Below are 16,219 nucleotides of genomic sequence, written 5' to 3'. Positions count from 1 at the left end.
TATAAAAGAAGATATTAGCAATGTAAAGTTTCAGCAAAAAATCATAGCTGAATCGCTCATATCGTGGTAAACTAAACAGGAACCAGAAAATCAGGATCGGCATACCGGCCGATCGAATATTCTTATTGAAATTATAAGAAAAGAGGGTATACACATGATAAACGTGAAAGAATACAGCGGACACATTCGAAACTGGTCAGCACTTTGCGAACGACTGGGGATCGATCATTCTTTATCCAGAGAGGACAGAGAAGCACAGATTCTCATCAAAGCATATGAGACATGGGGAAATGAAATGGCAGACCATATGCATGGGATGTTTGCCTTTGCCTTGTGGGATGATGAGAAACAGGAATTATTCTGTTTGAGAGATCAGTTCGGAACAAAGCCGTTTTATTATTATGAGACAGCAGATGGTGAATTATTATATGGGACAACCATCCGTCAGATCATGGAGCAGCCGGGGTTTGTAAAAGAATTAAACGAAGAGATGCTGCAGTTATATTTAAGCCTTACCTATGTTGCAGGAGAGATGACATTTTTTAAAGGTGTCAAAAAGCTTCTTCCGGGACGGTATCTGATCTGGAAAGACGGAAAACTTGCGATCACCCGTTACTGGAAGCCGGAATTCCACCCGGATGAGACTAAAACATTAGAAGACTGGGCTGATGAGATTCACAACACACTGACAGAGATTATGCCGGAAGTGAAAGAAGAGAGTGAGTATGCAGAATCGTTCTTGTCAGGCGGGGTAGATTCTTCGTATGTTCTGGCAATGTCAGATGTGCAGAAAACAGATTCTTGCGGATATGAAGAAGAGCGATTTGACGAATCCGGACTTGCAAGACAGACAGCAGAGCTTCTTGGAAGAGAGAGCCAGCGTTGTGTGATCACACCGGAGGAATATTTTGGTATTGTGCCGGATGTAATGTACAACATGGAACAGCCGCTTGGAGATGCCTCGGCAATTGTATTCGCACTTGGATGCAGAGAGACTGCAAAGCATACAAAGATCTGTTATTCCGGAGAAGGTGCGGATGAATTCTTCGGTGGATACAATATGTATCGAAATGCAGAACGCTACGGCGAGAATCTGAAGAATTTCTATGTCGGAAATACGAACATCATGAAAGAGGATGAAAAGCAGAAAATCTTGAAACATTATGATCCCGATGTGCTTCCAATCGAACTCGTAAGAAGTATTTATGAGGAGATGGAAGGATTGGATCCACTTAGTAAGATGTCCAATGTAGATATTCAGATCTGGCTGGAAGGAGATATTTATCTGAACGTGGATAAGATGAGCCGGGCAGCAGGACTGGAAGTTCGGATGCCTCTGACTGATACCAGAATTTTCAGCATTGCATCCAGAATGCCGTCCAGATATAAAGTCAACGAGGAGCAGAACAAAGTCGCATTCCGTACAGCGGCAGCAAAAGTGCTTCCGGAAGAAATTGCATTCCGCAAGAAACTTGGATTTATTGTGCCGATCCGTATCTGGATGGCGGATGAGCGATACAATCAGGATGTGCGTGACAAGTTCCACAGCGAGATGGCAGCCAAATTCTTCAATCTGGATGAGATCAATGCGATTTTTGAGGATTATATCGGAGGAAACTCGGATAACTGGAGAAAAGTGTGGACAATTTATACATTCCTTGTATGGTATGAGGAATACTTTGTGAAGAGATAAGAAAAAACCATGGAAAACGGGATAAGTTCCCGTCACTTCCATGGTTTTTTAAATTAAGCTTTTTTCATTTCCGTATAAATTTCACGACCATACTGATCCAACAGATCGATCGTATGCTGCATATCTTCCTGTGTTGCTTCCGGATGGATCGCGCAGATTCGAAGTACGGTCTTTCCATTGAGAACAGTAGTAAATATCGCTGCATAACCGCTTTCGAGGATCCGATGGGAGATCTTTTCATTCAAAATGTCCTGTTCTTCCTTTGTCAGATCTTTTGGGGCATAGCGGAAGTTGATCATTGCCATCTGTGCAGGGGAGACGATCTCCCAGTCTTTTTTTGGATTCAGAGCTTCTTCGGCCCAGACTGCCAGCTGGAATCCATGCTCAATGGCAGATCCGATCAGATCACTTCCGAGCACCTGCAGAGTCAGCCATAGTTTTAAGCCGCGGGCAGGGCGGGTCAGCTCCATTCCGATATCCCATGTATTGACATTGTCGATGTCATTTTCCAGATCTTTTAAATACTCTGGATTTACATGGAAGCTGTGGAACAGGTTACGGATATCTTTTACAAGAACCATAGCACATCCGTACGTCTGGAAGAGCCATTTGTGTGCATCCCAGCTGATACTGTCAGCAAGCCCGGTTCCAGTTAACAGAGACTTGTATTTCGGGCTTAACAGTACAGAAGCACCGTAAGCCCCGTCAATGTGAAACCACATATCATGTTTTTTACAAAGTGCGGAAATCTCTGTAAGTGGATCTATACTTCCGGTGTTCGTGGTTCCCGCGGTACCAATGACAACAAACGGGATATAGCCGGATTTTTTGTCTGTTTCAATGGCTTCTTCCAGTTTTGTCGTATCCATCTGGAAATGGGAGTTTGTCGGAATTCTGCGGATCCGGCTGTCCGTGATTCCGATGATGCGCAGTCCTTTTGCGACGGAGCTGTGTGTCTGATCCGAAATATAAGCTGTTCCCAGATGGAGATTGATATCTGTTAGCTTATTGTCCCGGGCGGCAGTCAGAGCGGTGATGTTTGCCATAGACCCTCCGCTTACAAAGACACCTCCGGGATTCTCGGTAAATCCGACCTGTTTTGCCAGCCATTTTAACACTTCCTGTTCAATACAGTTGACCATGGGGGCAAGTTTGCTTCCGCCGGCATGAATGTTGTAAGCAGATGTCATGATATCTCCCAGCCAGGAAACCGAAGAAGCCGGTCCCGGAACGAAGCTGAAAAAACGTGGATGGTTGGCATCTCCGCGGTAGCGGTACACTTCGTTCATCATTTCAGAGACAACTTCGTTTACCGGGCGTCCTTTTTCCGGGATTTTGATCTGTTTGATTTTGTCCTCCTGATGTTCCTTTGCTTCAACAACAACAGGCTGATCGTGGATCTCGTGTTTTTCTGCACAAAAATCATGCACAAATGATTTGATGGCCTCTTCCAACTGGGTACTGTTTAAAATATATTCGGTTCCGATCATAAAGGTATTCCTCTTTTTCTTAATTACTTGACTCATTTCGTTTGATAGTCTACACTAAATTTACATATATGTAAAATTCATAGATTTCATATAATATATTAAAAATGTTAATGAGGAGAGACGGATGGAAATCAGAAATATTTTGACGTTTCTAAAAGTGGCAGGCACCCAGAATTTTTCCAAAGCAGCAGAGCAGCTGGGGTACTCCCAGTCCGCAGTGACCATTCAGATACAGCAGTTGGAAAAAGAGCTGGGAACACAGCTGTTTGAGCGGATTGGAAAGCGTGTATATCTGACGGAAAAAGGGCAGGAGTTTATTGGCTATGCAAGTGAGATCATGCGTGTGACAAATGAAGCATTGACATTTGCCGGGGAAGAGCATACGACAAGAGGAACATTGAAGATCGGCGGCGTGGAATCTACCTGTACGGCACTGCTTCCGGAACTTTTGCTTCAATATCACAGACTGTATCCGGAAGTTGAAGTGATCATTAAGTCCGGAGCTACAGAAAATTTGATGGATCTGGCGAAAAGTGATGAGATTGATCTGATCTTCACGCTGGATAAGAAAATTTACAGTTCACAGTGGATGTGTGCGGCAGAAAGAGTAGAAGATACGATTTTTGTGACATCAGACAGGGTATTTGCACAAAAAAGTAATATTCATCTGATACAGCATCTTGCAAAAGCGGCATTTCTTCTCACGGAAACAGGAGCCGCCTATCGATATGAACTGGAGCAGATGCTGGCAGAAAAAGAGATTGAGATTGTACCGGTTTTGGAGATCGGCAATACAGAAACGATTATCAATCTGCTAAAGCGGGGGATGGGGATATCATTTTTGCCGGAATTTACTGTGAAAGAAGAAATAGAAAAAGGTGTCCTTTTCGAGATACGGACGGATTTGCCGGGAGTGAAGATGTACCATCAGCTTTTGTATCACAAGAACAAATGGATGACACCACAGATGAAAGCGTTTCTGGATCTTGTGCTTGCACAGCCCGGATTTCGTGAAAAAGCGGGCTGTGCAAGCACATAAAATTATTTTCCGGTTACATATTCATGCATGGATTTTGTGAGATAGTGGTTGACCGGCATTTTTTCCGTTGTAATATATCCGGCAGGAGCATCGATCAACATTGGAATGCGGTTGACCAGTGTGGCGCAGGTTAATTCCACCGTTGCCGGGCGATTTACGATCACCGTTGTATCCGGTTCACCGTGGAAGCTCCATTCATTTTTATCAAAATCCTCAGGACCATAGACATAACCGAGACATTGTGTTTCCAGTGTGATTCCTTCTTCTGTTTCTGTTGTAACGATGGCGGACATTCCGGTAGCATCCCCTGCTTTTACCGTCATATTCAGCGTACTGGAGTACAAATCTCCGTCGTGCGTGATCGGTACACATTTTTGTGTCTGTGAAGTAATGTGAAGACCGAGCTGGCTGCAGAGCCATCCGTTCTGATTCCACATATAAGATGGAACGACGATGCCCTCATCAATTGCCTGCAAGGTCTGGTGATAATCCAGATTATTATATGCTCCGATCTGGCGTTCGAAATCTTCGATATTTAATCCGGCGCCATGGCCCTCTGCAAGAGCAATTCCATAGTCTTCCACATTATAGCTGCTGCTTCCGCAGATTTTTGTAATGCGATGCATAGATCCTGCCAGAGTTGTGATCAGAGAACCCCAGTACATATCCGGGTATCCGCTTCCGCACAATGTACAGTTGTTGGCTTTGGCAAGTGCATCCAGTTCTTCTGTAATTTCTTTTGAAGAGTTCCACGGATAGAGTGCCTCTTCGCAGGTAGAAATCGCGTTGATTCCGTTTTGTGCACATACAGAAAATGCTTCTTTTAATTCGGCCATAGTGGAGCGGGTTGCGATAATGCATACATCTGGTTTTTCTTTGCTTAAAATTTCAGAAGCATCTTTAGCATCGCTGATCGTTATGCCAAGTTTTTCCATTCCAAGATGAGTGCCGATATCCGTACCGATCATTGCAGGATTCATGTCAAAGGCAGCCACCAGTTCTCCGCCTTTTTCTAAAACATATCGCATCAGATAGTGACTCATTTTTCCGCATCCGTATTGTGCGATTCTTATTTTTCTGTCCATAAAATCATATCCTTTCTTTGAAACATTATGTTCCATAGTATAGCCAGGAACTCTTTATCTTATGTTGATTGTAAGTCCTGTTGCCGGAATAAAGTCAATGTAAAATTGTAGTCTGCTGACAGGCAGAAAAAGGCTATTTCAGATGAGAAAACTGTACAAAATGATTGAAAATAGAAGTGGAATCGGCTAAAGTAACATTATACTAAGAATAAGGTTTGGGAGGACACAGAATGCAGATTAAAAATGCAGTTTCCATGATTCCCTATGGTCTGTTATCAGGAATTGTCGATGGACAGGAAGTGCGCATCACACAGCTGGGAGAAAACGGATTTGTATTTCGGATGGCAAATCAGGCTGAGAAAATCCATGAAATCTGGCTGCAGTTTTTTTCGCAAAATGGAGGGTGCTATAAGAAGCTTCTGATTCCTGCAGACCGGATGAAAAAAATGGAGGAGAGCCGATTTTTTACAGAATATACGGTATTGACAGAAGACAAAGACTATCAAAAATATGTGCGTCAATTACTTGCTGATTATTGGAAGTATATTTCTTTGAAAATGACAGGGGAAGACGGGGAAGTCGCGGCAGCATACACGGATTACCCTGTTCATCTGGATGAAGACTATGCAGAATCTCTGGAAGAGCAGAAAGAGGAGTGGTTTCAGGAGGCAGCAGAGAAAGCAAAAGGGCAGAAGCTGTGTGAAAATGTAGAGCTGGCTCTGGAGTTGGATACTCCGCAGTTATATGAAGCGTGGCTAAGGGAACCGATGGAAACATTTGCAGAAAAATACTGGAAAAAATGGGGCTTGCAGGAACATCCGATTGCGAAGAAACCGGTGGAACGTGTTTATATAGGCAATACGTTTTGTCCTCATTTATTTCCGGAGAATGACATATTACATGCCATGTTGGAAAAGGCAAAAATTGAAGGAATTTCAGTGACACTGACATTTTCGTGGATCAAAGAGAGTCAGATAGATTCAATCAGAGAATTGCTGAAATTTCTGGAACAGAGAAAAGAATATATGCCGAATGAGATTGCAGTAAATGACTGGGGCACCGCACATCTGATCCGTAAATGGAAACAGGAAACACAAAACTGTGTGAAACTGAATCTGGGTATTCTTTTGAACCGGTACAAAAAGGACAATCGGTCCCGTTATCTGAAAGAGGAAACAAAGTGCTTTCAGGAGACCAATTTAAACAGTGAATTTTATCAGCAATATTTAAAAGAGAACCAGATTGAGCGGTATGAACTGGAAGCCTGCGGACATGAAATCGTGATTCCAAAAGGAAAACATAGCCTGCATCTACCGTTTTTTCAGACCAATACAGCACAGTTTTGTACACTGTATGCGAAGTGCGCATGTGGAGACCGTGGCAGACAGAAATCTGTAGAACAGTGCCCCGGATACTGCAGGGGATTGGTATTTTTATATCCCAGGCATCTGGAGATGTTTGGAAAGTATAACACACTGTTTGGATATGACAGAACGAGTCTGGAAGAGATGGAGTATCTGAATCAATCTGTCAGACAAGGCATTGACCGGATTGTGGTAAACCTATTGTGAGAAGTGAGGCGTGAAGATGAAGATTACAGCAGGGCTTGGAAGTGTGGATGATTATCCAATGTATGTGGAGGCAGGGGCAGATGAATGTTTCTGCGGGTATGTTCCATTTGCGTGGGCAGAAAAATATGGAGTGCTAAATCCATTAAACAGACGAGAAGTGCGCGCTTATAATGTGCAGATCGGTTCTTATGAAGAGTTGAAGATTCTTGGAAATATGAGGAAATACTATCAGGTGCCGGTAGCCATCACGTTCAACTCATTATCTTATACACCCGAGCAGTATCCTGTTGTGGGGGAGATCATTGGACAATGCCATCAGGCAGGATTTGATACGATCATTGTGGCAGATCCGGCGCTGCTTTTGTATATCCGCAGTCAGAAGATCCCCTGTCGGATCCATTTGAGCGGAGAATTTGGAGAGATCAACAGCCAGATGGCAGATTTTCTGGAAGAAATGGAAATCTGCCGGGTGATCTTTCACCGCAAAAATACAGTAGAAGATATGAAATCCTGTATTTCCAATCTAAAAAAGAATATCGAGTACGAGGCGTTTGTCCTAAATGAACTGTGCCATTTCAGTGGAGGATTCTGCAATTCGCTGCACTGTGATGAACTGGGGCATCTCTGTCGGGTTCCATATCGCGTGGGGAAGTTGAACAAAAAGTGTAAGGGCGTTCTGGAACTGTCAAATCAAAAAGCAGATGAAGTGGAAAACGAGGATTTGGATGTGGAAAACTATCGTACAGGAGCAGGTGGATGTGGATTGTGTGCGCTGTACGACCTACAAAAAGCGGGAATTACATATTTGAAGATTGTGGGCAGAGGAAATTATACAGAATTCATGCAGCAGGATATCATCCGGTTGAAAAAAGCGCTTATGATTTTGGAAACAGCGGAAACGAAAAGAGAATTCCGGGATCGTATGAAACAGGAATTGTTCCCAGATGGGTGCAGTCAAAACTGCTACTATTGACAACAGTTTTGACTGGTATTCCAGAATCGTTTGATCTCATCAGGAGTTAAAGTCTCGATGAATCGCTTTTTGATGGTGATCAGTTCTTCCAGATCGTAGAGAATTCGATAGAGAACTGCACGGTTTTCAAACTCGGTTCTTGTCACTGGAAGCGGTTCTTTTTGCATGGAAGTCTGCATTTCGGTCAGTTTCTGCATCAGTTCCTGTGTATTATTGGATTCATGAAATTTTATACTGACATCTTCGATAAAATGAGAGATGGCATGCGCCTGAATCGGAACATCATGTAAAAGTCGGATATTCTGACAGAGTTTTTCAACTACCAGCTTCTGGTTTTTTCGCATTTCTACATATTTCACAAAATACTGTTCATCTGACAGTAATGTATTTCCCTGATTTTCGTGCGCCTCTTTTTCCAGTTTCTTTAAAATCAAATCCAGATCGGACAAATCAAAAAAGGTGCAGGCAAGTTGTTTGTCCATCACAATATCACGGGCGATCCGGTGGAATGTATTCCGGAATATCTGTTCCAGCTCGGATTGTGCCCGTCGGATTTTTGCTGAATTTCCGGGCATGTAGAGATTCATCAGAATCCCACAGGAAGTTCCGGTCAGAAGCAAAAGCAGTTCGTTGACCAGGAGTGCGGGATGCACGGACTGGGCAGCATACAGGTGCAGTACCAAAACGGTGTTGGAAACCAGTGTATTCTGCAGGCTTAAGATGGCAATAATACCGGCAGAAGTTGGTGTCTGCAGTTGGAATAGTACTGCAAGAAGACATCCGATGGATGCGGCGGCAGCAATTTTCAAACACGCTCTAGCAAGAGCCTCGGAACTGGAGCGGTAGCAATCAGAACCGAAGTACGCAGAGCTATGCCGAATATTTCTGGCGGATTCAGAAGAGGTTTGTGAGGATAATCTGGAACAGACGGGAATTTCATTTCGATTTGAAAATGCAGATTTTGAAGATTTTGTGTCGAAAGTCTGCAGTTATATGGGTGGGGTGATGTTTGGACACTACAGAATAATATTTTTTTAATAAAAAAAGCCTTGATTTTAGGGCTTTTTTTAGTGTCTAATAAAAAGTTGGCACAGTTCTTGCAGTATATAAGGGTAGAAAGAAAAAGAGGAGGATGAAGAAATTGAAAAAATTCTTATTTGCAACACATGGAACTTTAGCAACAGGGATGAAGAGTACATTAGAATTACTCATAGGAAATACTGCAGATATTACCTGTTTGACAGCCTATGTAAACCCAGAAGACAATGTGGATGAACAACTGAAAGTTTATTTTTCAGAAGTGAGTGATGAAGATCAAGTAATCGTATGTACAGATTTGATGGGGGGAAGTGTCAATCAGAAAGTTGTTCCATATGCACAGAAAGAAAATGTATTTCTGATAGCCGGATTCAACCTGCCATTGATACTGGAACTGGCAATGAACGAGGATAAGGTTACAAAGGAAGAACTGCTAGATTCTATTGAGGAGTCCAGAAAAAATATGATGCTCGTTCAGGTAGAAATACCAGAAGGAAAAAAAGAAGATGAGGAAGAATTCTTAGCATAACAATAGATGATTGCGAAACTCAAAATGCGACTGATGTGGATAACTTTTGAGATTTCTAACGAAGTTATAGGCTTTGCAAGGGACAAAACCATAATACTTGCTAAAAATCGTGAAATGAGAGGAAGTTATCCACATTTCCACAAGGATTGGGAAGCGTAAAAACTGACATTTTTGAGGAGATATTGATTTGTCACAATCAAAGAATTCAGTATTTTCAATGAGTTCAGAGTTTCGCAAACGCCTATTAGCATAACAAAAAGAAAAGGAGAGAAAAAGATGATTGTATGTTTGAGAGTAGATGAAAGATTAATTCACGGACAAGTAGCAATGACATGGACAAAGGAACTGAAACTGAATGGACTGGTAGTTGCAAGTGATGAGGCGGCATCAAATGAACTACAAAAAATGACATTAAAGATGGCAGTGCCGGAAGGAATCAAATGTATCATCAAGTCGGTAGAAGATGTGACAACGATTCTGGATGATCCACGTTCAGAGTCTATGCGTCTGATGGTACTTGTACCGATGGTAAAAGATGCAGTTACATTGTGTAAACGTTACAAAAATATTGAAATGGTAAATATCGGAAATGCCGGTAAAACGACATCCGGAGAAAAGAAAATCTTATCAAAAGAAGTTATGCTGACAGCAGACGAACTGGAAGCACTGAAAGAACTGACAGAGCTTTACCCGGACACATTTTTCCAGGGAACACCGGCAATGGAAAAGAAAATGGCATCTGCAATATTAAAGGGATGTTGATTAAAATAGGATAGAGGAGGATGAGATTATGATGTTAGATGCATTTTTTGTAGCACTCGCTGTTTTTGTGGGAGTTGCAGGACATGAACTTTTTGGAATGGCAATGTTGAGCAGACCGATCGTAGTGGCACCGCTGGCAGGACTGCTTTTGGGAGATGTGCAGACAGGACTTATTGTAGGTGCATCATTGGAGTCGATTTTTATGGGAGTTGTAAACATCGGAATATCCAGTACAGCAGAACCGGCACTTGCAGCCGGACTTGCAACTGCTTTTGCAATTAATCTCGGAGGAAATGTCGGAACCATTATTCCAATCGTTTTCCCATTGGCAGTGCTTGGATTACAGTTAATGAACTTTATTTTCTCTTTTGTGATTGGTCCATGCGCACCGAAATTTGAAGAACTTGCAAAAGAAGGAAAAGATAAAGAAATTACAATACTTCATTTTGGTTTATGGTTCGTACATTATGCGTTATATGCATTGATTCCGTTTTTTGCAGTATTGTTTGGTTCGGATGCTGTTCAGCGTATTCTGGAAATGATACCGGATGTAATTATGAACGGTCTGACGGTAGCGGGAAATATGCTTCCTGCAGTTGGTATGGCAATGCTTCTGCAGATGCTCTGGAATAATAAGATTGCAATCTATTTCCTGCTGGGATTTATTCTCGTAGCATATTTGGATCTTCCACTGATCGCAATTGCAGTATTGGGAACAATTATTGCGGTTGTGACAGCACAGCGTGATATGCAGTTAAAGAACAATCAGGCGGCACCAGCGGCAGCGGTAGAAAAAATGAGTGAAGAGGAGGACTTTTTCGCATGAAATTAATGAATAATGTCAGTAAGGAAGAGAAAAAATTAATCAGAAAAATGTTCTGGAGATCCGGAGCAATGTATGCATCAGTAAATCCGGTTACCATGGGAGGAGGCGGTTTCTGCTATTCCATGATTCCGTTTATCAATCATTTTTATAAAGATAACGAAGAAAAAAGAAGAGAAGCATTGGCACGTCATGTGAAATATTTCAGTACGACAATTCCGATGGCATCTTTTGTAATGGGAATTGCAGGCTCCATGGAAAAAGAGAACAGTGAAAAAACAGATTTTGACGCAGGATCCATTAACTCAATCAAGCTGAGTCTGATGGGACCGCTGGCCGGAATCGGCGATTCCTTATTCTGGGGCGTATGGCGTGTTGTTGCAGCCGGACTTGCAATCGGACTTGCCAATGCAGGAAACGTGCTTGCACCATTGATTTTCCTTCTTGCATTTAATATTCCGAACTACCTGTGCCGTTACTATGGAGCGTTTTTAGGATATTCTCTTGGCGCAAAATACATAGAAAAGATTTATTCTAACGGAATGATGGAGATTCTGACGAAGGCAGCGGGCATTGTCGGACTGATCATGGTCGGAGCGATGACGAGTAAAACGGTTCTGTTTACGACAATTCTTGATTTTACGATGAAAGGAAAATCCGTAATGGATGTACAGTCTTCTCTTGACAGTATTTTTATCGGAATTGTACCGCTTTTGCTTACATTTGGATGTTTTAAACTGTTAAAGAAGAAAGTAAATATCATTGTTTTGATCTTTGGAATTGTTGCATTGGGAATTATATTATCCGTTCTCGGAATCTGCTAAGGCAGGAGGAAAAGTTATGACAGGAAATCGTATCAGAGACAGTAAAAGAAATCCGTTTTTTCAGGTAAAAGTAAAAGACGGGAAATACAGCACGGAAAATCAGGTGAGTTATTATGGAAAAAAACTACCGGATGATACATTTTCCTTTGATGTTTCCAATCAGAAAGTACAGGCGAATCTGGATGAATTCGGAACGATAAGACATATTACATTTTTTCACGGAAATTATCTGATGGAAAGTAAGCCGGGGGTGTGGGTGGCAAAGGATTTTGTGCAGGAACATCAGTTGTCTGTTTCTGTAAAATGGAATGGACAGACAGAAAAATTATGTGAACATACAAAATATGTGGAGACGGATCTGGCAGAAAATCTGTTTCCACGCTGCAGGCATTATTTTCCGTGGGGAGAAGTCACGATTCTTGCCACAGCACCGATTACAGCAAAAGGAAAACGGCTGAGTTGTCTTCTTTATGAAGTAACGGTAAAAAATACAGGCAGAGAGGCAGCAGAGATGACGGTCTGTCTCCCTGCTTTGTATGAAAAGAAATATTCGGATACAAGAAATGTGTTGATGATAACAGCGGAGAGTGGAACGTATCAGGATGTTTCCTTTACACTGCAGCCAATGGAGCAGAAACGGGTTTCACTTCTGTTTGGAGATCCGAACCGGTATCAGGATATAGAAATGTTTTTAAGTAAAGATACGGATTTCTGGATGGAACAGACGTTACAGTATTTCCGGTCATTGACAGGAGAACTGAAGATGGAAGAAGATGCGATGGCAGGAATGCTTTTGCAGAGAGCATACCAGCAGGCGTTTGGTGCGTTTGCAATGTCAGGCGAGAATGAAATTCTGGGTTCCAACTGGGGAACGTATCCGGTCACACCACATGTATGGAATAAAGACATGTACTACTCCAGTCTGCCGTTTACACTGACAGAGCCGGAACTTTGTAAAAAATGTATTCTCTGGTTTGCAAAATATGGAATCAAATATAAAGGAACTAAATTCGAAGGCGGCGTCTTTCATTCATTGAGCAATTCGTTGTCTGTGATCATGCTTTCCGGTGCATATTATGAGTATTTTGGTGAGAAAGAATTTTTCCAACAGCATCCAAAGCTCTATAAGAAAATGAAAGCAATTCTTCAGACGGTTCTCGAAAGCCGTGAGGAAAATGAGCCTTATCTGTATCGTACAACGTGGATTTCCGATGCGTATGCACTGGGAAAGTATCATACAGGAACCAATCTCTGTGTGTACCGCAGTTTTATGGCATTAGCAAGAATTGCGGAAGAAGTTTTCGGAGAGAAAAGTTATGCGGAAATGTTGAGAAGTGAAGCAGGAAAGACAAGAAAAGATATCGAACGGTATATGACTGCGAAGGGGCTCTTTGGAACACAGTATCTGGAAGGAATCAGTGGAATCGCAGAGGAAAAGAAGGAATGTGATTCTGCAGAAAAGTATCAGAAAGAGATGTTGGACCAGGGGCTTCAGTTTATAACAGATGTGAACCATGACGGAGAAATTTGTCTCAGAATGCATGATGGGGAAGAATCGGATACAACCCTGATGAAATACTACAAATATCAAAGTGAAGAGCAGGATACTTTGAAGCAGTATGGTCAGTTTACAGGAAGCAGAGAAAATCCTACTTACAGTGAACTGAGCAGAGGAATCAAGTGGGGAAATCAGTCCGGGGCAACATTTCCGGGATATATTTCGATTTTAAACGGTGCGGCAGAGAAAGAAAACTGGTCAGGAGACGAAGGTAGATTTCGTGAGTTAGAAAGACTGATAGACCTGGATGGTTCCTGGTGGTGGTGGCCGTATAAGATCGGAGCACAGACCGGTGATGTTGTGAGAATGAACAGCTGCGGAAAATGTGGATGGGGTGCAGGAATCTTTTTTATCCTTTTTATCACGGAATTTCTCGGAATCGAATATGATGCGCCGAAGGCGGTGTTCAGAATCCATCCTAAGCGGTTTATCGGCGGATTCTGCTGGAAAAATATGCGGATAGGAAATGCCCGATTTGATATTTCGGTTCGGTATGAGCATCATATGGCAGAGTTTTCTATGAAAAATAGAAGTACATTTCCGGTTTATGTAGAAATGAAAAAAAATCAAAAGAAATTAATTCACCCAAACAACGAAGAGAAATGGAGTCAGGATTATGAATTTATTAAATAATATCACAACCTTTAAGGGCGAGCGGTCAAGAGCAGTATCTCCGGAAAATCCGACGGGAGAAAAGGGAAGAGCATGCATGGAAGACAGTGCACTCGGACCGCAGAGAAAAGGAAGAGGAAGTATCCGTCTTCCAATGGGAGAAGAGACGGTCATTGCAGATATAAAAGGACCGGGAATCATTCGTCATATCTGGATGACGATTCGTGAAAATACAGAAAAGGGAAGTTTTGTTATGCGTGATGTTGTACTCAGAATCTATTGGGACAACAGCAGCACTCCGGCGGTAGAAGCTCCACTGGGAGATTTCTTCTGCAACGGATTCGGCGAACGATGTGACATTGCGTCTCTGCCGATCGTAGTAAATCCAACGGGCGGTATGAACAGCTATTTTGAAATGCCGTTTCGTGAAAGAGCAAGAATTACCATTACAAATGAACATCCGAAAGACATTACTTCATTTTTCTATACAGTAAATTATGCGGAGACAGACAGTCTGCCGGAAAACACTCTGTATTTCCACGCATACTGGAAACGGGAAAGACAAACAGAACTGGCAAAAGATTACGTGATACTGGATAAGATTAAAGGAAAAGGCTATTATGTAGGAACATTTCTTGCGCTGACTGCACTGGAAAGATATTGGTGGGGAGAGGGTGAATTTAAGTTCTATCTGGATGGAGATGAAGAATTCCCGACCGTATCCTCCACAGGTTCTGAAGATTATTTCGGAGGTGCGTGGGCATTTCATCAGAAAGATGAGCTGGGAAGACCTTCCGTTAAGAACTATTCCACACTGTTTCTAGGTTATCCGTTTTATGAGACAAAGGACAAGACACGTGTACGGTTTGAAACAGGAAAATTAAATGCAGTACATGCATTTGGTGATGACAGTCTGCCGCGCCATGGTCTGTACCGCTGGCATATTCTAGATCCAATCGCTTTTTCAGAAGATATCAAAGTAACTTTGCAGCAGATTGGAAATGATGATCTGTCATTGTTTGAACGTTCGGACGATGTGGCAACAGTGGCTTATTGGTATCAGGATTCTGCAGAAGGATTTGATCGGGTATTTCCGGACAGAAGAGCACGTCTGCCGAGGTAAGAATGCCGGGAGTTACTGCTCACAGGTTAACATATGAACAGTAATCCCCGGGACAAAAAGCCATGAGATGGAAAAGAAAACTTGAGTTTCCGCAAATTGCACTGAAAAAATGGATATGTCTTCCCAAAGTGCCAATCTGCCGAAATTTTGAGAGATTTAGAATGGCAGTGCCGAAAATAGAGGCACTTTAATAAGCCCCGCCGGAACCGGACTTTAGGAGACCTATTCTTTTCTCTACTTAACCGGTCAGCTTAAGGCAGAGTTGACGGCATGCCGGACGCTTTGTCCGGAACCACAGTCGGACACCTTCTTTTGCATACGACAGTATGCCGGAGATGCCTTTCGCCAGCCGATAATAGCAGAAGCTTACTTTCTCTTTGATCGGATCTGCTTTCTGTATGATAGAAACTTTCAGGGCATTTGTTGGAGGCTCTGATTCCTCCTGGCAATCAGGCGGAGCGCATAATCCTGCTTCTGTTGGTCGAGGAAGAGGAAGATTTTATTGTCATCATAACCCCGATCCATAACGAAAGTAGCTTTCCCGAAAAGAGAGACGGCCTGTCTGATCGCATCAAATGTGATGGTATTTACAGATTTGTAATCTTTCTCAGCAGAAGAATGGAGCCGGGAAAAAATACTGACGGGATGCTTATGAGCAGTTAAAACGCAGGCTTCCGTTACATGATATCCCTTTTTATAAACATTTTTGTCTGTGTGCTTTCTGAACCATCCCGGACAATGCCCAGGGCTTCAAAGTGTTTCCCATCCGGCTTTACAACATCGCTTTCATCAATCAGGACCACCGGATCGGGAGGCGAGAGCTTCTTTACGGTATGGAGATAAGTGGAAGCCGCAGCGGCAGGGGGCCTTCCAAGAGATGTGTGGAAAGTCGTTTTACTGTATTTACTTTACGTGCAGGTTCATGGAGCTGATCGGAAATATCGGTAAGCAGACAGCTCTGAGATGCCAAAATACCGTAAACCATATCTGATATAAACTTGCGGTCTGGTTTCGGAAGACGGCAGGAAATTTTATTTGTAAAAGTTAAAATTTTTCTTTTCAGAGAGTAAGTAGTTGATGTAGAATTAATCATAAGGGA

General features: G+C 42.5%; 14 protein-coding genes and 1 pseudogene. 10 read left to right on the top strand and 5 right to left on the bottom strand.

Features of this window, described 5'->3' with window-relative positions; all coding sequences use genetic code 11:
- Positions 1 to 154 precede the first annotated feature (154 nt).
- Positions 155 to 1,693 carry an asparagine synthase (glutamine-hydrolyzing) gene (gene asnB, locus FXV78_RS03735; protein ID WP_004842302.1) on the top strand — a complete coding sequence of 513 codons (1,539 nt, stop codon included), beginning with the start codon at positions 155 to 157 and terminating at the stop codon, positions 1,691 to 1,693.
- A gap of 53 nt (positions 1,694 to 1,746) precedes the next feature.
- On the opposite strand, the gene FXV78_RS03730 is transcribed toward asnB, so the two are convergent.
- Complete coding sequence (locus tag FXV78_RS03730; RefSeq protein ID WP_022037539.1) at positions 1,747 to 3,183, bottom strand: pyridoxal phosphate-dependent decarboxylase family protein; 1,437 nt, start codon at positions 3,181 to 3,183, stop codon at positions 1,747 to 1,749.
- Positions 3,184 to 3,307: 124 nt separating this feature from the next.
- Here FXV78_RS03730 and FXV78_RS03725 point away from each other — a divergent pair, with 124 nt between their 5' ends.
- Positions 3,308 to 4,222 carry a LysR family transcriptional regulator gene (locus FXV78_RS03725; protein WP_004842306.1) on the top strand — a complete coding sequence of 305 codons (915 nt, stop codon included), beginning with the start codon at positions 3,308 to 3,310 and terminating at the stop codon, positions 4,220 to 4,222.
- 2 nt (positions 4,223 to 4,224) lie between these two features.
- Here the strand turns inward: FXV78_RS03725 and FXV78_RS03720 are convergent, their stop codons facing one another.
- Entirely contained in the window at positions 4,225 to 5,307 is a 1,083-nt protein-coding gene (locus FXV78_RS03720; protein ID WP_009245184.1) for an NAD(P)H-dependent amine dehydrogenase family protein, read from the bottom strand.
- A gap of 230 nt (positions 5,308 to 5,537) precedes the next feature.
- Here FXV78_RS03720 and FXV78_RS03715 point away from each other — a divergent pair, with 230 nt between their 5' ends.
- Together FXV78_RS03715 and FXV78_RS03710 are read left to right on the top strand one after the other, a co-directional pair.
- Positions 5,538 to 6,878: a hypothetical protein gene (locus FXV78_RS03715; protein WP_004842310.1), complete on the top strand. Its 1,341-nt coding sequence runs from the start codon at positions 5,538 to 5,540 to the stop codon at positions 6,876 to 6,878.
- Between the two features lie 16 nt (positions 6,879 to 6,894).
- Complete coding sequence (locus FXV78_RS03710; protein ID WP_004842311.1) at positions 6,895 to 7,851, top strand: U32 family peptidase; 957 nt, start codon at positions 6,895 to 6,897, stop codon at positions 7,849 to 7,851.
- On the opposite strand, the gene FXV78_RS03705 is transcribed toward FXV78_RS03710, so the two are convergent.
- Entirely contained in the window at positions 7,845 to 8,660 is an 816-nt protein-coding gene (locus FXV78_RS03705; RefSeq protein WP_004842314.1) for an aromatic acid exporter family protein, read from the bottom strand. The two genes, FXV78_RS03710 and FXV78_RS03705, sit on opposite strands and share 7 nt — an antisense overlap.
- 323 nt (positions 8,661 to 8,983) lie before the next feature.
- Between FXV78_RS03705 and FXV78_RS03700 the strand changes: the two genes are divergently transcribed.
- The 6 genes from FXV78_RS03700 (at position 8,984) to FXV78_RS03675 (ending at position 15,120) form a co-directional block, all read left to right on the top strand.
- Complete coding sequence (locus FXV78_RS03700) at positions 8,984 to 9,418, top strand: PTS sugar transporter subunit IIA (protein ID WP_004842316.1); 435 nt, start codon at positions 8,984 to 8,986, stop codon at positions 9,416 to 9,418.
- Positions 9,419 to 9,694: 276 nt separating this feature from the next.
- Entirely contained in the window at positions 9,695 to 10,180 is a 486-nt protein-coding gene (locus FXV78_RS03695) for a PTS sugar transporter subunit IIB (protein ID WP_004842320.1), read from the top strand.
- A 28-nt stretch (positions 10,181 to 10,208) separates the two neighbouring features.
- A complete protein-coding gene (locus tag FXV78_RS03690; RefSeq protein WP_004842323.1) occupies positions 10,209 to 11,006 on the top strand; it encodes a PTS mannose/fructose/sorbose/N-acetylgalactosamine transporter subunit IIC in 798 nt (265 codons plus the stop codon).
- Positions 11,003 to 11,827: a PTS system mannose/fructose/sorbose family transporter subunit IID gene (locus FXV78_RS03685; RefSeq protein WP_004842325.1), complete on the top strand. Its 825-nt coding sequence runs from the start codon at positions 11,003 to 11,005 to the stop codon at positions 11,825 to 11,827. The genes FXV78_RS03690 and FXV78_RS03685 overlap by 4 nt, the downstream gene beginning before the upstream one ends.
- 16 nt (positions 11,828 to 11,843) lie before the next feature.
- Positions 11,844 to 14,018, top strand: a complete 2,175-nt coding sequence (locus FXV78_RS03680) for a glucosidase family protein (protein ID WP_004842326.1) — start codon at positions 11,844 to 11,846, stop codon at positions 14,016 to 14,018.
- Positions 14,002 to 15,120, top strand: a complete 1,119-nt coding sequence (locus FXV78_RS03675) for a glycoside hydrolase family 172 protein (protein WP_004842328.1) — start codon at positions 14,002 to 14,004, stop codon at positions 15,118 to 15,120. The genes FXV78_RS03680 and FXV78_RS03675 overlap by 17 nt, the downstream gene beginning before the upstream one ends.
- Positions 15,121 to 15,531: 411 nt before the next feature.
- Here the strand turns inward: FXV78_RS03675 and FXV78_RS18770 are convergent.
- Together FXV78_RS18770 and FXV78_RS18145 are read right to left on the bottom strand one after the other, a co-directional pair.
- Positions 15,532 to 15,780, bottom strand: a pseudogene (locus FXV78_RS18770) (transposase); the annotation flags it as partial.
- 166 nt (positions 15,781 to 15,946) lie between these two features.
- Positions 15,947 to 16,213: a hypothetical protein gene (locus FXV78_RS18145; protein ID WP_226970776.1), complete on the bottom strand. Its 267-nt coding sequence runs from the start codon at positions 16,211 to 16,213 to the stop codon at positions 15,947 to 15,949.
- Positions 16,214 to 16,219: the final 6 nt, after the last annotated feature.

It is taken from the genome of Mediterraneibacter gnavus ATCC 29149 (assembly GCF_008121495.1).
GTDB lineage: Bacteria > Bacillota > Clostridia > Lachnospirales > Lachnospiraceae > Mediterraneibacter > Mediterraneibacter gnavus.
Note: the sequence above shows the minus strand (reverse complement) of the source record. Positions and strands in the feature narration are given on the sequence as shown.